This window comes from Cellulomonas carbonis (assembly GCF_014636275.1).
GTDB classification, from domain to species: Bacteria; Actinomycetota; Actinomycetes; order Actinomycetales; family Cellulomonadaceae; genus Actinotalea; species Actinotalea carbonis.
In genome coordinates this window covers 712,824-733,385 of record NZ_BMEB01000002.1, presented here as the reverse complement: position 1 = coordinate 733,385, position 20,562 = coordinate 712,824, and the positions used below count along the sequence as shown (strand labels likewise).

The window sequence follows — 20,562 nt, the reverse complement described above, 5'->3', positions numbered from 1 at the left end:
CGGATGCGCACTCTACGTCCTCGCGTCAAGGACGCCCCGCGCCGCGGGTCCGCGGCGGCCCCCACCGTCCGGCAGGGCGTCCGGCGCCGGGGCGGGCGTGCGACGGCCGACCGGGTCGGCCACGGTGACGGGTCCCCACGGCCCGCGACCGCGCACGACGGGCGGCCCCGCGCCGTCGTCGGACGCCGTCGGTGCACCCCCGCCGGGGCCCGCCGTCGCCCACCGCGCCTCGGCGGCGTCCACCACGAGCAGGACGAGGGCGAAGCCCACCGCGGCGGCCGCGAGCACGCCCAGCGTGCCTCCGCCGTACGCCTGGAGGAGCTCGAGCCGCGAGTCGAGCTCGTCTCCCGCGAGCAGGTCCGCGCGGCTGCGCACGAGCGCGACGAGGGCACCGGCCGCGGCCACCGCGCCACCCCCGAGCAGCACGAGGAGGGTCGCGCCCCGCACGGCGCTGCGCCGCGCGACGGCGGGCCGGCCGTCGACGTCGAGCGCCGCAGCGACGCCCGCCCACGCGACGACGACGAGCACGCCCGCGACGGCGTCGCTCGGGCGGTGCCACTGGCCGACGAGCGTCGAGACGCCGGTCGCGGCCGTGTAGGCCGCCCCGAGCAGGGCCGTCACGGGACGGAAGCGCCGCGGGACGACGAACAGGAGCGCGGCGGCCACGGACGCCGCCGCGGTCGTGTGCCCGGACGGGAGCGTGTTGACGAGCCGGTCACCCACGCCGTGGTCGGGCTTGTCGAGGACCGAGTGCTTGAGGAGCTGGGTCGTGAGGTTCGCGCCGCCCGTCACGACCGCCACCTGGATCGCGAGCACCGCGCGGCGCCGCACGACGGCGACGAGCATCGCGCTGACGAGGACGATCGCGATGAACGGGACGGAGATCACGTCGAGCACGGGCTCGGCGACGCGCCACAGCCGCGACGCGCCGTACTCGGAGCCTTGGAACGCGGCCGCCTCGAGGACCTGGCCGGTGTGCGTCGCGACGAAGACGTACCAGAGCGCGAGGACCCCGGCGCCGGCCAGGGCGGCGGTCACCAGCGCGGGCGCACGGCGACCGGACCGGACGGGCCGGACGGGACGAGGTGGGGTGACGGGCGCCATCCGTCCACGCTAGGTGATGGCCCTGGGAGCGTCAGGCCGGGAGCAGGAACCCGTCGCGCACGAGGTCCCGCACCTGGGGCAGGAGCTCGGCGCGCAGCTCGGCGACGGGCACGTCGAACAGGACCGCGACACCCCCGACGATCTGCCCCACCGCGAGCTCGCCGTCGCACGCCCCGACGAGTCCCGCGAGCGCGGTGCCGGCCTGCACCGCGCGGCCGAAGCCGTCGCCCTGGCGCAGCAGCACGACGGTCGGGTCCACCGAGCCGGGCACGAGGTGCCGCTCCTCGGTCACGTCGGGGGCCACCGTCAGGCGCAGCCCGGCCAGCGCGTCGTCGTCGAGGCCCTCGAGCAGGTCGTGCGCCGCCAGCGCACGCGCGATGTGGGCGCCGAGGGGCTGACGCACCGCCCCGGTGCGCTCCTCGAGGCGCCGCAGCGTCGGTGCGCCCGAGGACGGCCGGCGCAGCAGAACCAGCCCGAACCCGACGGCCTCGACGTCGCGCGCCGCGAAGTCGTCGAGCCACGCGTCGTACGCCGCGGCCCAGCCGGCCGGGTCGCGCTCGGCCGTCGTGCCGCCGTCGCGCAGCCACGTCTCGGCGTACTCCGCGGGGTCCTGGACCTCGCGCTGCACGACCCACGCGTCGAGCCCCGACGCGTCGACCCACTCCCCGACCCGCTCGCGCCAGTCCTGTCCGCGCCGGTGCTCCCAGTTGCCGAGCAGCTGCGCGACGCCGCCGGGCGCGAGCACCGCGCCGACGTCGACGACGAGGTCGCGCACCAGGTGGTCGCCCGCGCGGCCGCCGTCGCGGTACTCGTACGTGGGCATCCCGCGTCGCGGCGTGATGACGAACGGCGGGTTGGAGACGACGAGGTCGAACGGCTCGTCGTCGCGCACGGGGTCGAGCATCGATCCGTGCCGGACGTCGAGCCGCGCACCCGCGAGCGACGCGTTGAACGCCGCGAAGCCCAGCGCGCGGTGCGACACGTCGGTCGCGACGACGGCGTCGCTGTGGCGTGCGGCGTGCAGCGCCTGGATGCCGCAGCCCGTGCCGAGGTCGAGCGTGCGCCCGCGGGGGTCGCGCACCGTGACCTGCGCGAGCGTGGTCGACGCACCGCCCACGCCGAGCACGTGGTCCGTGCGCAGCGCGTCCCCGGTCGCGAGCTCGCCCGGGTCCGACGCGATCCACCAGTCGACCGCTCCCGCGGCGTCGTGCGCGGAGTACGGGCGCAGGTCGACGTGCGCCCGCACCGCGTCGTGGTGGTCGGCGCCCGCGGCGACGACGAGCCCCAGGCGCTCGGCACCGTCGGCCCCGACGCGAGGCAGCGCGGCGTCGAGCGCGCGGCGCGGCACCTCGACGCCGAGGACGAACGCGCGGACGAGCGCACCGACGGGGTCGGCGGGGTCGGCGGCCCGCAGCGCGGGGACGCGCTGCTCGCGGTGCAGCGCCGCCGACGCGACCGGCCCGAGCACCTCCTCGACCGCGGCCACGGTGAAGGGGGCGAGGTCCGCCCGGAGCGCCTCGAGCAGCGCACCCGTGACGGGGCCCGGCGTCACGCGCGTCACGGGACCCGCACCTGGACGAGCAGCGGGAGGTGGTCGCTCGCGCGGCGCGCCTCCTCGCCCTCGAGCCGCCGCGCGCCGCTCGCCACGAGGCCGCGACCGACGAGCACCGCGTCGATCCACCGACGGGGCCGCGCGGCCGGGAACGTCGGTCCGGCCGAGACCGTCGCGTCGTGCAGGTGCAGCGCGAGCGCGCGCCGCACGAGGCCACCCGGCTCCTCGTTGAGGTCGCCCGCGACGACGACGCCCGACGCACCGCTCGAACGCACCAGGTGCAGCAGCCGCACGAGGTGGCTCGCGCGCTCGGCGTCGGTGAGCCCCAGGTGGACGCTCACGACGTGCACCCCCGCGACGGTCGCGTGCGCGAGGCCGCGCCGCGTGCGCCCGGGACGCCACGCGAGGCGCATCGACCGCGCGCCGTGGACGGGCAGGCCGGGACGCACGAGCAGCGCCGTGGTCCGCGCGCCCCCGCCCGCGACGGCGACCGTCAGACCCGCGTCGGCCGCGAGCCGGCGCAGGCGCCGTCGTCCGGTCAGCAGGCGCGGCGGCTCCTGGAGCGCGACGACGTCGGCGTCCGCCTCGCGCAGCACCGCGACGACCGCTGCCGCGTCGTCGCGCAGCTGGCGCACGTTGTAGGTGAGGACGCGCAGGGCGCCGGGCGCACCCGAGGTCGGGGCCGCGGAGGTCTGGGCTGCGGGGGTCGGGACGTCGGTGGCTCGCACCGCCCTATTGGACCGCGACGGGTGGACGCGCACCACCGACGCCCTGCGGGCCGCGTGGCACGATGGCGGTCGTCGCGGGTGTCGTCGGCGCACGCCGGTGCTCACGGGACGCGCCGGTCAGCACCGTCACGCGTCCGCCCCGCGTCGTCCGCCCCACGACCAGGAGACCCGATGCGCCCGTCCCTCGCCCCCGCCGTCGTCGTCGGCGCCGCCCTCGCGCTCGCGGGCTGCACCGGCGGGTCCGAGCCCGAGGAGCCGGGCCCCACGTCCTCGGCGTCCGAGGACGGCGAGGGGACGGACCCGTCGGCCGAGCCCTCCGACGGGCCGACCGACGAGCCGGCCGACGACGAGGCCACCGCGGCGGGTACCGACTGCGTCGTCGGCGACTGGACGACCGACCCCGCGGCGGGGGCGGACACGATCGTCGGGTCGCTCGACCTGCCCGAGGACCCGGTCATCGAGGTCACGGGCGAGTCGTACATGACGTTCGCGGAGGACGGCACCGTGACGACGACCTACTCCGGCGTGGACACGCGCATGGTCCTCACCCTGCAGGGCTCGACGCTCGAGGTCCGCAGCGCGATGGACGGCGCGCTCGTCGGTGCGTGGTCCGCGACCGACGAGGGCACGCTCGCGATCACCGACGTCGACCCGAGCGGCGTGACGATGACGACCGAGACGACCGTCGACGGCGAGGCCCTCGAGGTCCCCGGCATGCAGGAGCAGCAGCAGGCGGCGCTCGCCGTCGGCGGCGAGTTCCGCTACACGTGCGACGACGCCGAGCTGCGCCTGGTCCCGCAGCACGAGGGCGCGGACGCCATCGCGGACTTCGAGCAGGTGCTCACGCGCCGCTGACGCGGGTCCCACGACGACGGCCCCGCCCCCGACGAGGGGGACGGGGCCGTTGCCGTAGGCCGGGTCGGACCATGTGTCAGACCAGGTGTCGGACCAGGTGTCAGACCAGGTGCGCCTCGTGCTCGAGCCGCGCCTCGGCGTCGACGCGCGCCGCCCGCAGGCGCGACGCGATCACCGCGCCGAACGCGATGAGCGCCGCGACGACCGCGATCGACAGGCGCACCACGTGGTTGGCGTCCGGGCCGATGCTCACCTGGACGACCGCGGGCGCGATGAGCAGCGCCACGAGGTTCATGACCTTGATGAGCGGGTTGATCGCGGGACCCGCGGTGTCCTTGAACGGGTCGCCCACGGTGTCGCCGATGACGACGGCGGCGTGCGCGTCGGAGTTCTTGCCGCCGTACTTGCCGTCCTCGACGATCTTCTTCGCGTTGTCCCACGCACCGCCCGAGTTGGCGAGGAACACGGCCATGAGGACGCCCGCGCCGATCGTCCCGGCGAGGAAGCCCGCGAGCGGGCCGACGCCCAGACCGAAGCCGACCGCGATGGGTGCGAACGCCGCGAGGAGCCCCGGCGTCGCGAGCTCGCGCAGCGAGTCGCGCGTGCAGATGTCGACGACCTTGCCGTACTCGGGCCGCGTCTGGCCGGTCATGATGCCGGGCATCTCGCGGAACTGGCGCCGCACCTCGAACACGATCGCGCCGGCGGCACGGGTCACCGCGTCGATCGCGAGGCCCGAGAAGAGGAACACCGTGGCCGCACCGAGGATGACGCCGACGAGGGTGATCGGCGAGATGACCTCGTAGGACAGCATCGCGGTCGCCAGGCCCGCGTCCTCGACGGCGTCCCCGAGACCCGCGAGCGCCTGGCGCACCGCGTCGGAGTACGAGCCGAACAGGGCCGTCGCCGCGAGGACGGCGGTCGCGATGGCGATGCCCTTGGTGATGGCCTTGGTCGTGTTGCCGACCGCGTCGAGGTCCGTGAGCGTCTGCGCACCCTCGGCGTCGATGTCGCCCGACATCTCGGCGATGCCCTGCGCGTTGTCGCTGACCGGCCCGAAGGTGTCCATCGCGACGATCACGCCGACCGTCGTGAGCAGCCCGCAGCCCGCGAGCGCGATGAGGAACAGGGACAGCCACACCGAACCGCCCGCGATGAGGAACACCCCGCAGATCGCCGCGGCGATGATGCCGGCCGTGTAGACGGCCGACTCGAAGCCGACCCCGATCCCCGACAGGACGACGGTCGCGGGGCCGGTCAGCGACGTGCGCGCGACGTGCAGCGTCGGCTTCGACGTCGTGCCCGTGAAGTAGCCCGTGAGCCACAGGATGATGCCCGCGAGCGCGATGCCGATGACGACCGCGACGGTCGCGAGGAAGCGCGGGTCGCCCTCCTGGCCCGAGAGGAGCTCGTCGCCGAGCGGCGTGAGGCCCGCGAAGCTCGACGGCAGGTACACGTACGCCGCGAGCGCCGACAGGACCGCGCCGGCGAGCGCCGAGAGGTAGAAGCCCCGGTAGATCGCGCGGAGCCCGTTCTCGTTGCCGCGGACGCGGGTCACGTAGACGCCGAGCGCGGCGGTCAGCGCGCCGATCGCGGGGACGACGAGGGGGAAGACGAGACCCTGCTCGCCGAACGCGACCTTGCCGAGGATGAGCGCCGCGACGAGCGTCACCGCGTACGACTCGAAGAGGTCGGCCGCCATGCCGGCGCAGTCGCCGACGTTGTCGCCCACGTTGTCCGCGATGGTCGCGGCGTTGCGCGGGTCGTCCTCGGGGATGTTCTGCTCGACCTTGCCGACGAGGTCCGCACCGACGTCGGCCGCCTTGGTGAAGATGCCGCCGCCCACGCGCATGAACATCGCGAGCAGCGCGGCGCCGAACCCGAAGCCCTCGAGCACCGCGGGCGCGTCCGCGCGGAACAGCAGCACGACGCTCGCGGCGCCGAGCAGCCCGAGCCCCACGACGGACATGCCGACGACGCCGCCCGTCCGGAACGCGATGCGCGCACCCTCGGTCCGGCCGTTCGGGTGCATCGCGGCGGCGGCGACGCGGACGTTCGCACGGACCGCGAGCCACATGCCGAGGTAGCCGATCGCCGCCGAGAACCCGGCGCCGAGCAGGAAGAAGATGGACCGGCCGACCTTGATGCCCGTGTCCCCGGGCAGCAGGAAGAGCAGCAGGAACACGGCCACGGCGAAGAACCCGAGGGTCTTGAACATGCGGGCGAGGTACGCCGCGGCCCCCTCCTGAACGGCCGTGGCGATCTCCTGCATCTTCGTGGTGCCCTCGCCGGCGGCCAGCACCTGACGACGCAGCACGAGCGCGAGCGCGAGCGAGAGCACCGCGACCGCGGCGATCAACCCGACGATGATGAGGCTCGATGTTCCGAGCGAGGGCATCCGTCCTCCTTGACGCACGGGCCCTCCGGCGTCGTTGCCGAGGGCGTCCCACGGGCCCCCCTGAGGCCCGGAAGAAGCGCAGTCTACGGGTGAGCCGCAAGTGGGCGAGCGGACGTGGCGGACCGCCTCTCGGCGCGCGGTCCGCGCACGGCCGGGTGAGGCTGGACGCAGGACCGAACCCAGTCGGGACCCCGGCCGACGACCCACGACGCAGGAGGCACGCGTGAGCGACCAGACGACACCGCAGGACCCGACCCAGCAGCACGACACCTCGCCCGAGTCGGACACCATCCCCCACCCCGGGCTGACGAGCCAGATGGACGACAAGCCGGACCACGGCGAGGAGTCGTACCGGGGCTCCGGTCGGCTCGAGGGCAGGCGTGCGGTCATCACGGGCGGCGACTCGGGCATCGGGCGCGCCGTGGCGATCGCGTACGCGCGCGAGGGCGCCGACGTGCTCATCTCCTACCTGCCCGAGGAGCAGGAGGACGCGGACGAGACGGCGCGCTGGGTGCGCGACGCGGGGCGCAAGGCGGTGCTCGTGCCGGGCGACATCCGGTCCGAGGAGCAGTGCCAGGAGATCGTCGACACCGCGGTCCGCGAGCTCGGCGGGATCGACGTCCTCGTCAACAACGCCGCGTACCAGATGGCGCAGGAGAACGGCATCGAGGACATCACGACCGAGCAGCTCGACCGTGTGATGAAGACGAACATCTACGCGATGTTCTGGCTCACCAAGGCCGCGCTGAAGGTCATGGACGAGGGCGGGTCGATCATCAACACGTCCTCGATCCAGGGCTACCAGCCGAGCCCGCAGCTGCTCGACTACGCGGTGACCAAGGCCGGGATCATCAACTTCACGCGCGGCCTCGCGCAGCAGCTCGCCGAGCGCGGCATCCGCGTCAACACGGTGGCGCCCGGGCCGATCTGGACGCCGCTCATCCCCGCGACGATGCCCGAGGGCAAGGTCGAGAGCTTCGGCGAGGACACGCCGGAGGGCCGCCCCGGCCAGCCCGCCGAGCTGGCCCCCGCGTTCGTGTTCTTCGCGTCGCAGGAGTCGAGCTACACGACGGGTCAGCGCCTCGGCGTCGCGGGCGGGAAGATGATGCCCTGACGCGTCGGCCGCGGGCCGCCGCCTGAGCGGCGCACCCGGCGCGAGGAGGCCACGCACGACGGAGCCCCGGACCGCTACGGCGGTCCGGGGCTCCGTTCGTCGCGTGGCGGGTCCGCCCGCCAGGGCGGCTCAGCCCTGGAGCGACTCCTCGAGCGTGGGGTGGATCGTGAAGACCTGCGTGAGCGCGGTGATCCGGAAGACCTTCAGGATCTTCTCCTGCGAGATCACGAGCTGGAGGTCGCCGCCGAGCGTCCGGACCTTCTTGAGCGCACCGACGAGCACGCCGAGGCCGGTCGAGTCCATGAAGCTCACCTGGGACAGGTCGACCACGAGGTTGGTGTGCTCGCCGTCGATGAGCGACGACAGCTCCTCACGCAGCGCGGGTGCCGTGTAGACGTCGATCTCCCCGGTGACCTCGACAACGGTGCGGTCACCGTTCGCACGGCTGGTGACGGTGACGTCCACACCGACCTCCTGGTTCCTCGGGCGCATCGGGCTCTGACCCGGTCATTCAACCAAACCCGCGGCGATCTCACCCACGCTCGACCGCGACGTCCTCGTGCGCCGTGCTCACACGGCGACCTGGGGTGTCGTCGGTCACCATGACCGGACATGACGTCTCATGCTGACCGCCGTGCGCGGTCGGCCGGCCGAGGTCGGCACGTGCCCGGGTGGGAGGATCGGTCGGTGGGATCGGACGCGCTGCTCGACGTGCTCCTCGCGGGGGGTCGCAGGGGCGAGCGGCTGACCCACGTCGAGCGCCTTCCCGCACGCGAGGGCCGGACGGCCCCGTGGCCGGCCTGGGCTGACCCGGACCTCGTCACGGGCTACCGGGCGCTCGGGGTCGAGCGGCCCTGGGTCCACCAGGTCGAGGCGGCCGAGGCCGTGCACGCGGGCCGGCACACCGTGCTCGCGACGTCGACCGGCTCGGGCAAGTCGCTCGCCTTCTGGCTCCCCGCCCTCACCGCGACGCGCTCCCCCTCGCCGGGCCTGCGGCGCGCGTCGACGCTGTACCTGTGCCCGACCAAGGCGCTCGCGGCCGACCAGCTCGCGGGTCTTGACCGCCTGCTCCGCGCGGCGGACGTGCGCGACGTCCGTCCCTCGACGTGCGACGGCGACACCGACGCGACCGAGCGCCGCTGGGTCCAGGAGCACGCCGACGTCGTGCTCACCAACCCCGACCTGCTGCACTTCTCGCTCCTGCCCGGTCACCGGCGGTGGGCACGGCTGCTGCGGGGTCTGCGCTACGTCGTCGTCGACGAGTGCCACGCCTTCCGCGGGGTGTTCGGCGCGCACGTCTCGGCCGTCCTGCGCCGTCTGCGGCGCGTCGCGGCCCACTACGGCGCGCACCCCACCTTCGTCCTCGCGTCGGCGACGACGGCGGACCCGGCGCTGGGCGCCGCCCGCCTCCTGGGCGTCCCGACCGACGACGTCGTCGCGGTGACGGAGGACGCCTCGCCGCTCGGACGCAAGACGTTCGCGCTGTGGCAGCCGCCCGAGCTGCCCGGTCTGGCTCCCGTCCTCGGTGAGCCGGAGCGCACCGAGGTCGTGGGCATCGGCCGGGGCGACGGCGGCGCACCGGACCCGCGCGGCGGCGAGGACCTCCCGGACCGCGGGGAGGACGGCGCCGGGTCGCCGGCCGCGCGCGGGGACGACCGCGTCGCGACGCCCGCCGCGCGCGGGGACGGTGCCGGCGCCCCGCCGCCCCGCCCCGTCCCCCCGCCGGCCGGGTACGACGACGCGCCGACGGCACCCGCGCACCGCACCGCGACCGCGGAGATGGCGGACCTGCTCACCGACCTCGTGCTCGCGGGGGCCCGGACGCTCGCGTTCACGCGGTCGCGGCGTGCGGCGGAGTCGGTCGCCGCGGTGACGCGCGACCACCTCGACGCGGTGCGCCCTGGCCTGGGCGCGACGGTCGCGGCCTACCGGGGCGGCTACCTCCCGGAGGAGCGACGCGCGCTCGAGCGGGGCATCCGGTCCGGTGACCTCCTGGCGCTCGCGACGACGAACGCGCTCGAGCTGGGCGTGGACATCTCGGGGCTCGACGCGGTCCTCATCGCCGGGTGGCCGGGCACGCGCATGTCGCTGTGGCAGCAGGCCGGACGCGCCGGCCGGGCGGGCGCCGAGGGTCTCGTCACGCTCGTCGCGCGCGAGGACCCCCTCGACACCTACCTCGTGCACCACCCGGAGGCGATCTTCGGGGCGAGCGTCGAGGCGACCGTCTTCGACCCGTCGAACCCGTACGTCCTGGGCCCGCACCTGTGCGCGGCGGCGGCCGAGGTCCCGCTCCGCGTCGAGGACCTCGATCTCTTCGGTCCCGGGACGTCGGACCTGCTCGACGTGCTGTGCGAGCGGGGGGCGCTGCGGCGGCGGCCGTCGGGCTGGTACTGGACCCACCCGGAACCGGCGACACGGCTGACGGACCTGCGCGGCTCGGGCGGCGAACCCGTGCGGGTCGTCGAGTCGTCGACCGGGCGGCTGCTCGGGACGGTCGACCAGGGCTCGGCGGATGCGACGGTCCACGCCGGCGCGGTCTACGTCCACCAGGGCGAGACGTTCGTCGTCGAGGAGCTCGACCTCGCCGCGTCGGTCGCGATGGTGCGGCCCGACCGCGTCGACTACGGGACGTGGTCGCGCTGGCTCACGTCGATCGACATCCGCGGCGTGCGGGACGCGCGCACGGCGGGACCGGTCCGCTGGGGGTTCGGGGCCGTCGACGTCACGACGCAGGTCGTGAGCTACCAGAAGCGCCACCTGCCTGACCTCGCGGTGCTGGGCCAGGAGCCGCTCGACCTGCCGCCGAGGACCCTGCCGACCACGGCCGTCTGGTGGACGGCTCCGGCCGAGGTGCTCGCCGCCGCACGGGTCGACGAGGGCGACGCTCCCGGCGCGCTGCACGCCGCGGAGCACGCCTCGATCGGTCTGCTGCCCCTCCTGGCGACGTGCGACCGCTGGGACCTGGGCGGGGTGTCGACGGCGCTGCACGTCGACACCGAGTGCGCCACGGTCTTCGTGTACGACGCGTACCCCGGTGGGGCCGGGTTCGCCGAGCGTGGCTTCCACCTCGGGGCGCGATGGCTGCGCGCGACCCGCGACGCGATCCACGGGTGCGGCTGCTCGTCGGGGTGCCCCGCGTGCGTCCAGTCCCCGAAGTGCGGCAACGGCAACAACCCGCTCGAGAAGGACGCCGCGGTGCGGCTCCTCGACGCGGTCCTCGCGCACGAGCGCTGAGGCGGACGACCACCGGGCGGAGGGTCGGTCTGGCAGGCTCGCCGCCATGACGCCCTGGACGACGCACCGGTCGACGGTCGTGTACGAGAACGCGTGGATCCGTGTCCGGGAGGACGCCGTCGTGCGGCCCGACGGGAGCCCCGGCGTGTACGGGGTCACGGAGGTCCGCAACCCGGCGGTCTTCGTGGTGCCGCTCACCGACGACGACGAGGTCGTCATGGTCGAGGTCCCCCGGTACACGACCGGCGAGGTGTCCCTGGAGGTGCCGGCGGGCGGCTCGGACGGCGAGGACCTGCTCGAGGCGGCGCGACGCGAGCTCCGCGAGGAGACGGGCCTCGACGCCGACTCCTGGGAGCGGGTCGGGAGGATGTTCGCGCTGAACGGCGTGTGCCACGCGCCCGAGCACGTCTTCCTCGCGCGTGGGCTGCGACCCTCGGTCGAACCCGCCGCGCTCGCCGAGGAGGGCATCACCGCGGTGCGCCGCGTCCCGTGGTCCGAGGCGCTCCGACTGGTCGCCGACGGCACGGTCACCGACGGCGAGACCGTCGCCGCCCTGATGTACGCGGCGCTCGCGCTCGGTCGCGTGTCCTGACGGGACCGGCGCCGTCCCGGCCCGCGGCGTCCTGCCGGGCCGGCGCGTGCGACCGCCGTCGCCGGCCCGAGAGGGGTCGCACGCACGACGTCCACGTCGACGACGCCGCCGTCGCGGACCGTGCACGCGCTGAGCTCGGCCCCGTTGCGGGTCGCGACCTCCGCCGCGCGCACGCACGCGTCCGACGTCCGGCCCGCGTCCGACGCGATCTCGACACCTGCCGGGACGAGGATCGCCTCCGCCGCCGCGAGCGCCGCGAGGTCCGCGGCGGTCTGCGACCGCAGCCGCGCGGCCTGCGCGGCGCCGAGCATCCCGATGGCCGTGGCGATCACCACGGCGACCGCGACCACCCCGATCACGAGCACCGTGCCGGCACCCCGGTCGCGCCCGGGGCGGAGCAGCGGGGCCGGGTCGCGCGGCGCGGCTCGGCGCCCTCGCCAGGGCCGCCCTGACGGCAGGGCCCCACGGGGGCCTTCCGCCGGCCCGCCTCTCACGGCTCGGCCCACGCCGTCGCGGAGCCCGTCGCCGTGAGCCGGCCGCCCGTGAACCACGCCCCGGGCAGGGGGCACCGCGTCGTGACCTCGACCCACGTCGCGTCGCGCCGCACCGCTGCCGCGACGTCGTCGCCGGCGACCCGCCGCGCCGCGGCCACGACCTCGTGGTCGCCGTGCCCCGCGGCGGCCAGGCGCGCGCCGGCGCGTGCACCGTCGACGCACCGCAGACGGGCGGCGCCGGCCGCACCGGTGGTCAGGACGACCGCGAGCACGAGGACCACCGCAGGCAGCGCCAGGGCGGTCTCGGCCGTGACCGCCCCGCGGTCGCCGCGACCGCGCGGGCGCCCGGGCCGGCGCACAGGGCCTCTCGCCCCGACGACGCCGTCGCGGCCGCGGCGACCGGTCACAGCGAGAGCGCCCCGCGGACGATCTGCGCGAGCATCCCGCGCACCTCGTCGCTGCGCAGGACCGCGATCAGCAGCCCCGCGAACCCGGCGGCGGCGACCGTCGCGATGGCGTACTCCGCCGTCGCCATGCCGAGGTCGCCCCGGACGGACGCGCTCGCACGGTCGCGCAGTCGCCGCAGGCGCGCGTACCGGGCCGTCCGATCGCGTCGCCCCGAGCGGCCGGCCCGAGCCGTCGGGGTGGCGCCGGTGCCCGCCGCGCGCGCGACGCGATCGGCCATCGGCACGACCGCGCCGCCCACCGCGACGCACGCCGCCGCCGGGCCCGCCGGTACCGCGACGTCGGTGCGCAGCGCGGCCCGGCCCACCGGTCCCGCGGCGCCCGCGGTTCCCGTGGCCCGGCCCGTCGGCCGGCTCCTCATGAGCAGCAGCTCACCCATCCCGTCCTCCTCCTCGCCCGAGTCCGCGGGCTCCGGGGACGCCGCTCGGCGCCCGCGACCAGCGTCGTGAAGGGCCCACCGCGAGCTCGCGGCGACCTCGGCGGACGGTGGACCACCCGGCGTCTCGTCGCCTGTGGACCGACCGAAGGGGTCACCCGGCGAGCCCGTCGGCGGCCATCGAGACGACCACCGGGACCAGGCCGACCAGGACGAATGCGGGGAGGTGGCAGAGCCCGAGCGGGAGGACGAGGCGGACACCGAGCCGCGCGGCCTCGTGCGTCGCACGCGCGTGACGGTCGCGGCGGACGGCCTCCGCCGCCGACCGCAGGAGGGCCGCCGCGGGGGTGCCCTCGTCCCACGCGGGGCGCAGGGCACGCTCGACGGGCCGCAGGACGTCCGGCGTCCGGGCCCACGCGTCGGCCCAGGTCGCACCCAGCAGCAGCGCCGCGCCGGCCTCACGGAGAGCACGCCCCCGCACGCCGCCCGCCGACCGACCGACCGCCTCGAGCGCGCGCGGCACGCCAGCGCCGACGACGCACGCGGCCTCGAGGAGGTCGAGCAGCGCGCCGACCTCCACCTCCGCTCCGGCCCCCGCCGGTGCCGTCGTCGTCGGCGCGTGACCACGGCCGTCCAGACCGTGCAGGCGGCGGGCGACCCTCACCACTCCTCCCCGGCGCGCTCCGCCGATCGCAGGACGGCGGCCGACCAGCGCCTCCCGACGATCGCGAGCACGAGTCCGGCGAGCGCCGACGCGGTCCCGCCGCCCCCGTCCAGCAGGCGCGCGAGCGGGTCGGCGCCCAGTGCGACGCCGAGGGCCAGACCGCCCAGGGGCAGCCACGTGAGGAGGGTCGTGGTGGCGCGCGGTGCGGCGAGCGCGGTGCGCCGCTGCGCCGCGGCCTCGGCGTCCCGTGCGACGGCGAGCGCGACGCGTTCGAGCAGCGCGGAGGGTGGTGCTCCGAGGTCGGCTGCGAGGCGGGTCGCTGCGACGACCGCGGCCGCGTGGCACGGCTCGGCACCGAGCCGGGTCACGTCCTCCAGGACCGGCACGGCGTCGCAGCGCACGCCGACCCGCGCCCACGCCGTCGGGGGCGACGCGCCCACCCGCAAGGCGGCGGCGACCTCGCCGACGGCCGCGACGAAGGAGGTCCGGGCGGCGCCCTCGCCTCCCCGCCCGCGCACGCCCGGTGGCCGGTGCACGCCGGGCACAGGTCGCCGGCGATCCCGTCCGGCCCCGACCCCCCGTGCGGCCCCGACGGTGGGACGGAGCCGCTCGACACGGCCAGGACCGCCGGACCAGCCGCGTCCGGGCACAGCGAGGTGCCCGGACGCCGGCTGCTGCGCGACCGCCCCGACGCCGGCGGACGGCCGCCGGGCCCCGAGCCGCTGCGCCCTGCTCACGCCGACCACCGGTCGACGAACCACGGCCAGGACGCGCCCGTCCGCAGCGGGCCGTCGGGGGACCACGCGGCGACCTCCTCGACCCGCAGGACGTCGTCGTCCCGCCGCACGCGGCCGACCTGCGCGACGTGCCGCCGCCCGCGGGTCCGGGCGAGGTGGACCACGGCGTCGAGCGCCGTCGCGGCCTGCGCCGTGACCGCACGAGGGCTCATGCCGGCGAGCGCGCCGAGCGCCTCGAGCCGCGCGGGGACGTCGGTCGCCGCGTTGGCGTGCACGGTGGCCCACCCGCCGTCGTGGCCGGTGTTGAGCGCCGTGAGGACCTCGCGCACCTCCGGGCCCCGGCACTCGCCCAGGACGATCCGGTCGGGCCGCATCCGCAACGCGTGACGGACCAGGTCCGCGAGGTCGACCGCGCCGGCACCCTCGACGTTCGCGTGGCGGGCGAGCAGCCGCACGAGGTGCGGGTGGCGCGGTGCGAGCTCGCCCGCCTCCTCGACGCACACGATCCGCTCGTCAGCCGGGACGAGCGACAGCAGCGCGCCGACGAGGGTCGTCTTCCCCGTGCCGGTCGCACCCGACACGAGCACGTTGGCGCGGCGCGCCACCAGACCGGCGAGCACGTCGGCGAGGGGGACGGGCACCGCTCCCGCCGTCACGAGCTCCTCGAGCGTCCACGGCACCGGGCGGTGGACCCGCAGGCTGATGAGCGGCCCGCCGTCGGCGATCGGGGGCAGCACGGCGTGCAGCCGCGTCCCGTCGGGCAGGCGGCCGTCGGCCACCGGCGCCGCGTCGTCGAGGCGCTGCCCCGCGGCCGCCGCGAGCCGGACCGCGAGCGCGCGCACCGCCCCGGGCCCGCCCAGGTCGACCTCCGCGCGCTCGAGGCCGTGACCCCGGTCGACCCACGCGCGACCGCCCTCGACCAGCACGTCCGTGACGCCGTGGGCGTCGACCAGCGGCTGGAGGGGCCCGGCGCCCCCCAGCTCCGCGGCGACGGCGCGGCTCAGCGCATCCGCGTCCGCCGTGCCCAGCACACCCGCGACCTCGCGCAGCACGTCCCGCACGGCGGCCGGGTCCGCACCGCGACCCTCGCGCACGATCAGGTCGCGCACGCGCCCGACGAGCGCGCGGTCGGGCCCCTCACCCACGGACCGGCCCCCACGGCGCGACGCGTCGCGTCCGGCCGCGGCCCGGCCGCGTGCGCTCCTCGACGCGCGCGACGGCGCGGGCGAGGCGACCACGCGCCGACGTGCGAGGTCCCAGGCCGCGGTCCACGGCCTGGGGCAGCGAGCGGTCGGTCGGCACCACCGCCACGAGCGGTGCGCCGAGCACGTGCGCCGCCTCGGCGGGGGCGACCTGCGCGCCGCGCCGCCCGCGCAGGAGCAGCCGCACGTCCGCACCACCCAGGCGGGGGCGCACGTCGGCCGCGGCCGCGACGCCGAGGACGTCCTGGCCGGTGGACAGGAGCACGCAGCCCACCGCGCCGACGACGGCGTCCCACCGGTCGGTGCCGACGACGGCCGAGGGCACGTCGAGCACGACCGTCCCGCCACGTCGGACGAGCGCCGCGACGACCGAGCCGACCACGTCCGGCGCCGGACGGCCGGCCTCGGCGCGGTCTGCGCTCAGGACCTCGACGCCCTCCCACCCGACGAGCCGGTCGTCGAGGTCGTCGGGGGCGACCGAGCCCCGCGCCCGGTGCAGGTGCGACCACCTCGCGCCCGGCACCTCCTCGACGCCGAGCAGCACGTCCAGGGTCCCGCCCGCGCTCGCCAGGTCGACGAGCACGCACGGTGCGCCGTCCGTCCGCGCGCGCCGCCGTGCGACGAGCGCCGCCACGGTCGAGGTGCCGACACCCCCGGCGGCGCCCACGACGGCGATCACGTGAGCCGTCACTCGTCCTCCTCGGGTCGTGCGCCCGCCGCCCGGGCCGGCCGGCGAGGTGGTGCGACGATGCCGGCTCCCGGACCGGTCCGTGTGGCGGGCCCGCTCGGCCTGTGGACCGGCTGGGCCCCGTCGCTCCGGGTACGTCGTGCACACATGTGCAGGAGCCCCGCACCGACGCCCGTCGCTGGCTACCCTCGGGCTGGCCCCGCGCCCCAGCGCGGAGCGGCGCCACCACGACGGAGGGACGGCGGTGGGCGGCACGAGCGCGGCGTTCTTCGACCTCGACAAGACGATCATCGCGACGTCGTCGTCGACGGCGTTCTCACGCCCGTTCCGGACGGGTGGGCTGCTGACCCGGCGGGCCGTCCTGCGCAGCGCCTACGCCCAGGCCGCGTTCCTGCTGGGCCGCGCCGACGAGCAGCAGACCGAGCGCCTGCGACGCACGCTCTCCGCGATGGTCGCGGGCTGGGACGTCGACAAGGTCGCCGCGATCGTCGCCGAGACGGTGCGCGAGTCGATCGAGCCCACGGTCTACGCCGAGGCCCTCGAGCTCATCCGGATGCACCAGTCCGCGGGACGCGACGTCGTCGTCGTGTCGGCCTCCGGCTCGGACGTCGTACGTCCCATCGCGCAGATGCTCGGCGCGGACGACGTCGTCGCGACACGCCTCGAGGTCGTCGACGGGCGCTACACGGGTCGCATCGCGCACTACGCGTACGGCCCGGCCAAGGCCGCGGCGGTGCTCGACCTCGCGCGCCGCCGCGGCTACGACCTCGCCACCTCGTACGCGTACTCGGACTCGGTGACGGACGTGCCCATGCTGGGCACGGTCGGGCACGCGGCGGTCGTCAACCCCGACCGTGCGCTGCGCCGGGTCGCGGCCGAGCGGGGCTGGGAGGTCCTCGCCTTCCGACGGCCCGTCGCGCTGCGACCCCGACTCCCGCCGGCGCACCGGACCGTCCCGACCGCCGTCGTCGTCGCGGCCGTCGTCGTGGCCGTGGCGCTCCTCGTCCGGCGCGAGCGTCCCGGCATGCGGACCTGATCTTCCGGTCCTCAGCACGTCCAGCACCAGCGGCCTGTCGAGAGGCCAAGGGCCCTTCCCTGACGGGCCGGACAGGCGTAGAAAGGAAGCACAACAGCACAGCGGGCGACGAGAACCCACGCGCGACCAGTCCCCGAGAGGACCTGCTGACCGGGCTCGTCCCGTTGCGGCAGTATCTGCAGCGCCTGATACCTCGTCCGCCCGTGCTGTCGACGGCGGCGTCCTCCGGGACGTCGCCGTCGTTCTGCGTCCGGACGTCCGAGATCCGGCGCCGTCAGGCCCCGGTGAGACGCCCCGCGAGGACCGCGTCGGCGACCCGCCGTCCCTCCTCCGCGCCGGCCCGCACCGACGACGCGCAGTACGCGAGCCACGCGGCGACGCCGTCGGGGGTACCCGTGGCGAACCGTGCCGCGGTCGAGACGTACACCAGCGGCTCCCGCGCCCACCGCACGTCGGGCACGACGACCCCCACGGGGTCCACGCCTCCCGCCGTCAGCAGGTGCCGGAACACCGCACGCGCGACGAGGCCGTTGCCGTGCGCGAACGGGCGCAGCGCGAGCACCTCGCCGTGCGCGACGGCCGCGACGACGAGCGCGGGGACGTCGGCGGCCGGCGGGGCGTCGACGACCTCGGCGAGGACGCGCAGGCGCTCGGCGACCTCGACCGCGTCGGGGGCGGGGCCGAGACCGTGCAGGTCGCCCGGGACGTCACCGTCGCCGCGGGGTCTGCCGACGGCGCCACCTGCCGCGTCGTCGCCTGCCGGGGCGCCGACCGCCGCAAGGTGGACCCGCGCGAGGAGCTGCGCGAAGGGCAGCCCGCGTCCCTGGGTCGCGCCCGGCGCGACCATGATCCGCTCGACCTCGGCCTGGGCCCTCAGCGCGCCGAGCAGCGTGCCCCCCGCCGGTCCGGACGGGGCTGCAGCTGCACCCCGCGCGACGTCGCGCACGTCGCCGAGCGGGACCCGGACCCCGTCCACCTCGGCCGACGCGTGCGCGGCACGGACGCCCGACTCGGCGCGCGCGACAGGCCACTGACGCCGCAGCGCCCGGTGCCACCGGAGCTCCTCGCACGCGCGCCGCGCGTCGTCGACGGCCGCCGCGACGCCGTCCAGCGTGACGAGCCCCCGGAGCGGGTGCGGGCCGACGGGCGCAGCGACCGGGGCGCCGGCGGGTCGACGGCGCACGAGGCCGGGCACGAGGTCGGGCACGGGGTCGGGCACGGGGTCGGGCACGGGGTCGGGCACGGGGTCGGGCACGGCGTCAGGCTAGGCCCGCGCACCGGCCGGACCGGCACAATGACGGCCATGAGCTCAGCGCCGAGTGTCTCGTCGTCCATCACCGTGCGCCTGCAGGTGCGCGCCCGGCCCACCGCGATCAGCGAGCTGACGACGGCGATCGAGAGCGCCGGCGGCATCGTCACCGCGCTCGACATCACGCGTTCCGAGCACGAGCGGATCGGCGTCGACGTCACGTGCGCGACGCGCGGCGAGGACCACGCCGCGGCCATCGTCGCGACGCTGCGCGAGCTCACGGGCGTCGACGTCGAGCGCGTGAGCGACCGGACGTTCCTGCTGCACCTGGGCGGGAAGCTGTCGATCGAGTCGAAGGTCCCGCTGCGCAACCGCGACGACCTGTCCATGGCGTACACGCCCGGCGTCGCGCGCGTGTGCGAGGCCATCGCGGCGAGGCCCGAGGACGCGAGGAACCTCACGATCAAGCGCAACACGATCGCCGTCGTCACCGACGGCACGGCCGTGCTCGGCCTGGGCGACATCGGACCGCTCGCGGCGCTGCCGGTGATGGAGGGCAAGGCCGTCCTGTTCAAGCGCTTCGCCGGCATCGACGCGTTCCCGATCGCGCTCGACACGACCGACGTGAACCGCATCGTCGACACGGTCGTCGCGATCGCGCCCGTGTTCGCCGGGATCAACCTCGAGGACATCTCGGCGCCGCGGTGCTTCGAGGTCGAGCGCCGCCTGCGGGAGCGGCTCGACATCCCCGTGTTCCACGACGACCAGCACGGCACCGCGATCGTCGCGCTGGCTGCGCTGACCAACGCGCTCAAGGTCGTCGAGAAGCGCATGGAGGACGTGCGGATCGTCATGTCCGGTGCAGGGGCGGCGGGCACGGCGGTGCTCAAGCTGCTGCTCGCCGCGGGCGCTCGCGACGTCGTCGTGTGCGACATCGCCGGCGTCGTCCACGGGGACCGGCCGGGCCTGGACCCGTCGCTCGTGTGGACGGCCGGTGCGACGAACCCGCGCCGCGTGACGGGCAGCCTGCGGGACGCGCTCGTCGGGGCCGACGTCTTCATCGGCCTCTCGGCCCCGGACATCCTGACCGGCGACGACATCGCGACGATGGCGCCCGGCTCGATCGTGTTCGCGATGGCGAACCCGCGCCCCGAGGTCGACCCCGACGACGCGGCGGAGCACGCGGCGATCGTCGGGACCGGCCGGTCGGACTTCGCGAACCAGATCAACAACGTGCTCGCCTTCCCGGGCGTCTTCCGGGGCCTCCTCGACGCCCAGTCGCACCGCGTCACGCTCGAGCTGCTGCTCGCCGCGGCGCAGGCGCTCGCGGACGTCGTGACCCCGGACGAGCTCAACGCGACCTACATCATCCCCAGCGTCTTCAACCCCGAGGTCACGACGCGGGTCGCCGCCGCGGTCGAGCAGGCCGCACGCGCCGGCGCAGCCCCGACGACGACGCAGCGCGACGACCACGCGGTCACCGCGCTCCGCTGACAGCAAGCCCCTCGCGCCGTCGAGACATAAGGCTGTCGAGATGCGAGTTCGTGTCGGCGCGTCGCGGGACACGCCGACACGAACTCTGATCTCGACGCGGAGCCGGGCGCGCGCCTAGCGTCGGTGGGGTGAGGCGCAGAGCCGTGCCCGAGCGGGTCTCACCCGGCGACCTGGTGCAGATCGCGACCGACGTCGGGCCCGTGCCGATGAACGTCGGCGCGCTGCTCACGCTCGGCCCGGGCGCCGACCCCGCCACCACCGCGGCGCTCGTCGCCGGGCGGCTGCACCGGGTGCCGCGGCTGCGGCAGCGCCTCGTCCACCCGCCGCCCGGGCTCGGCCGCCCGTACTGGGTCGACGCCGACCGGCTGCCCGCCGTCCCGGTGGTCGAGCTCGCGGGACGTGGCCTCGTGGACGTCACGACCGACGCGGTCGTCCGGCCGCTCGACCTGCGCCGGCCGCCCTGGCGTGCGGTGGTGGTCGCCGACGACGGCCGGGCGGTCGGCGTCGTCGTCGTCGTCCACCACGTGCTCGCGGACGGGGTGAGCGGCCTCGCGGTGCTGCGCGGGCTCGTCGACGAGGG

General features: G+C 76.3%; 18 protein-coding genes and 2 pseudogenes. 7 read left to right on the top strand and 13 right to left on the bottom strand.

Going from position 1 to position 20,562, the window contains the following annotated elements:
- Positions 1-12 precede the first annotated feature (12 nt).
- From IEV86_RS08540 to IEV86_RS08530, 3 genes are read right to left on the bottom strand one after another with little or no spacing between them, the layout of a single operon-like run.
- On the bottom strand, positions 13-1,104 hold the full coding sequence (locus IEV86_RS08540) for a phosphatase PAP2 family protein (RefSeq protein WP_081978766.1): 1,092 nt from the start codon (positions 1,102-1,104) through the stop codon (positions 13-15).
- Positions 1,105-1,135: 31 nt separating this feature from the next.
- Positions 1,136-2,665, bottom strand: coding sequence for a DUF7059 domain-containing protein (locus IEV86_RS08535; RefSeq protein WP_229734560.1), 1,530 nt, complete (start codon positions 2,663-2,665; stop codon positions 1,136-1,138).
- On the bottom strand, positions 2,662-3,384 hold the full coding sequence (locus IEV86_RS08530; RefSeq protein WP_052426258.1) for an endonuclease/exonuclease/phosphatase family protein: 723 nt from the start codon (positions 3,382-3,384) through the stop codon (positions 2,662-2,664). The genes IEV86_RS08535 and IEV86_RS08530 overlap by 4 nt, the downstream gene beginning before the upstream one ends.
- Positions 3,385-3,555: 171 nt before the next feature.
- On the opposite strand from IEV86_RS08530, the gene IEV86_RS08525 reads away from it, so the two are divergent.
- A complete protein-coding gene (locus IEV86_RS08525) occupies positions 3,556-4,239 on the top strand; it encodes a hypothetical protein (protein WP_043607215.1) in 684 nt (227 codons plus the stop codon).
- A gap of 100 nt (positions 4,240-4,339) precedes the next feature.
- Here the strand turns inward: IEV86_RS08525 and IEV86_RS08520 are convergent, their stop codons facing one another.
- Positions 4,340-6,637 carry a sodium-translocating pyrophosphatase gene (locus tag IEV86_RS08520; RefSeq protein ID WP_043607213.1) on the bottom strand — a complete coding sequence of 766 codons (2,298 nt, stop codon included), beginning with the start codon at positions 6,635-6,637 and terminating at the stop codon, positions 4,340-4,342.
- Positions 6,638-6,860: 223 nt separating this feature from the next.
- Here IEV86_RS08520 and IEV86_RS08515 point away from each other — a divergent pair, with 223 nt between their 5' ends.
- A complete protein-coding gene (locus tag IEV86_RS08515; protein WP_043607212.1) occupies positions 6,861-7,751 on the top strand; it encodes an SDR family oxidoreductase in 891 nt (296 codons plus the stop codon).
- 129 nt (positions 7,752-7,880) lie between these two features.
- Here IEV86_RS08515 and IEV86_RS08510 read toward each other — a convergent pair whose 3' ends face one another.
- A complete protein-coding gene (locus IEV86_RS08510; RefSeq protein WP_043607210.1) occupies positions 7,881-8,216 on the bottom strand; it encodes an STAS domain-containing protein in 336 nt (111 codons plus the stop codon).
- Positions 8,217-8,438: 222 nt separating this feature from the next.
- On the opposite strand from IEV86_RS08510, the gene IEV86_RS08505 reads away from it, so the two are divergent.
- Together IEV86_RS08505 and IEV86_RS08500 are read left to right on the top strand one after the other, a co-directional pair.
- On the top strand, positions 8,439-10,985 hold the full coding sequence (locus IEV86_RS08505) for a DEAD/DEAH box helicase (protein ID WP_229734558.1): 2,547 nt from the start codon (positions 8,439-8,441) through the stop codon (positions 10,983-10,985).
- A 46-nt stretch (positions 10,986-11,031) separates the two neighbouring features.
- The gene (locus tag IEV86_RS08500; protein WP_043610448.1) at positions 11,032-11,577 is read left to right on the top strand and encodes an NUDIX domain-containing protein; all 546 of its coding nucleotides are present in this window, start codon (positions 11,032-11,034) and stop codon (positions 11,575-11,577) included.
- Between the two features lie 47 nt (positions 11,578-11,624).
- On the opposite strand, the pseudogene IEV86_RS18110 reads toward IEV86_RS08500, so the two are convergent.
- The 7 genes and pseudogenes from IEV86_RS18110 to IEV86_RS08465 all read right to left on the bottom strand — a co-directional run.
- Positions 11,625-12,071 (bottom strand): annotated as a pseudogene (locus tag IEV86_RS18110) (pilus assembly protein TadG-related protein); the annotation flags it as partial.
- A complete protein-coding gene (locus tag IEV86_RS08490) occupies positions 12,068-12,478 on the bottom strand; it encodes a TadE family type IV pilus minor pilin (RefSeq protein ID WP_188484624.1) in 411 nt (136 codons plus the stop codon). The pseudogene IEV86_RS18110 and the gene IEV86_RS08490, both read right to left, overlap by 4 nt.
- Positions 12,475-12,915 (bottom strand): DUF4244 domain-containing protein, encoded by a 441-nt coding sequence (locus tag IEV86_RS18180; RefSeq protein WP_229734557.1) that lies wholly within the window; start codon positions 12,913-12,915, stop codon positions 12,475-12,477. Before IEV86_RS18180 ends, IEV86_RS08490 begins: the two co-directional genes overlap by 4 nt.
- Positions 12,916-13,066: 151 nt before the next feature.
- Positions 13,067-13,576, bottom strand: a complete 510-nt coding sequence (locus IEV86_RS08480; RefSeq protein ID WP_161784100.1) for a type II secretion system F family protein — start codon at positions 13,574-13,576, stop codon at positions 13,067-13,069.
- On the bottom strand, positions 13,573-14,094 hold the full coding sequence (locus IEV86_RS08475; RefSeq protein WP_188484623.1) for a type II secretion protein F: 522 nt from the start codon (positions 14,092-14,094) through the stop codon (positions 13,573-13,575). The genes IEV86_RS08480 and IEV86_RS08475 overlap by 4 nt, the downstream gene beginning before the upstream one ends.
- Before the next feature lie 215 nt (positions 14,095-14,309).
- Positions 14,310-15,458, bottom strand: coding sequence for a TadA family conjugal transfer-associated ATPase (locus IEV86_RS08470; protein WP_052426604.1), 1,149 nt, complete (start codon positions 15,456-15,458; stop codon positions 14,310-14,312).
- Positions 15,451-16,206 carry a CpaE-like family protein gene (locus IEV86_RS08465; RefSeq protein ID WP_188484622.1) on the bottom strand — a complete coding sequence of 252 codons (756 nt, stop codon included), beginning with the start codon at positions 16,204-16,206 and terminating at the stop codon, positions 15,451-15,453. Before IEV86_RS08465 ends, IEV86_RS08470 begins: the two co-directional genes overlap by 8 nt.
- A gap of 241 nt (positions 16,207-16,447) precedes the next feature.
- Here IEV86_RS08465 and IEV86_RS08460 point away from each other — a divergent pair, with 241 nt between their 5' ends.
- The gene (locus IEV86_RS08460) at positions 16,448-17,239 is read left to right on the top strand and encodes an HAD family hydrolase (RefSeq protein ID WP_043604652.1); all 792 of its coding nucleotides are present in this window, start codon (positions 16,448-16,450) and stop codon (positions 17,237-17,239) included.
- A 274-nt stretch (positions 17,240-17,513) separates the two neighbouring features.
- Here the strand turns inward: IEV86_RS08460 and IEV86_RS08455 are convergent, their stop codons facing one another.
- Positions 17,514-18,494 carry a Fic family protein gene (locus tag IEV86_RS08455; RefSeq protein WP_229734556.1) on the bottom strand — a complete coding sequence of 327 codons (981 nt, stop codon included), beginning with the start codon at positions 18,492-18,494 and terminating at the stop codon, positions 17,514-17,516.
- A 48-nt stretch (positions 18,495-18,542) separates the two neighbouring features.
- On the opposite strand from IEV86_RS08455, the gene IEV86_RS08450 reads away from it, so the two are divergent.
- Positions 18,543-19,982: an NAD-dependent malic enzyme gene (locus tag IEV86_RS08450; RefSeq protein ID WP_043604700.1), complete on the top strand. Its 1,440-nt coding sequence runs from the start codon at positions 18,543-18,545 to the stop codon at positions 19,980-19,982.
- Positions 19,983-20,188: 206 nt separating this feature from the next.
- Positions 20,189-20,536: pseudogene (locus IEV86_RS18225) on the top strand (wax ester/triacylglycerol synthase domain-containing protein); the annotation flags it as partial.
- Between the last annotated feature and the right edge of the window lie 26 nt (positions 20,537-20,562).

Excerpts from the sequence above, each read along its gene's own strand:
- IEV86_RS08540 (WP_081978766.1), bottom strand. The coding sequence starts at position 1,104 with ATGGCGCCCGTCACCCCACCTCGTCCCGTCCGGCCCGTCCGGTCCGGT.
- IEV86_RS08525 (WP_043607215.1), top strand. The coding sequence starts at position 3,556 with ATGCGCCCGTCCCTCGCCCCCGCCGTCGTCGTCGGCGCCGCCCTCGCG.
- IEV86_RS08520 (WP_043607213.1), bottom strand. The coding sequence starts at position 6,637 with ATGCCCTCGCTCGGAACATCGAGCCTCATCATCGTCGGGTTGATCGCC.
- IEV86_RS08500 (WP_043610448.1), top strand. The coding sequence starts at position 11,032 with ATGACGCCCTGGACGACGCACCGGTCGACGGTCGTGTACGAGAACGCG.
- IEV86_RS18180 (WP_229734557.1), bottom strand. The coding sequence starts at position 12,915 with ATGGGTGAGCTGCTGCTCATGAGGAGCCGGCCGACGGGCCGGGCCACG.
- IEV86_RS08450 (WP_043604700.1), top strand. The coding sequence starts at position 18,543 with ATGAGCTCAGCGCCGAGTGTCTCGTCGTCCATCACCGTGCGCCTGCAG.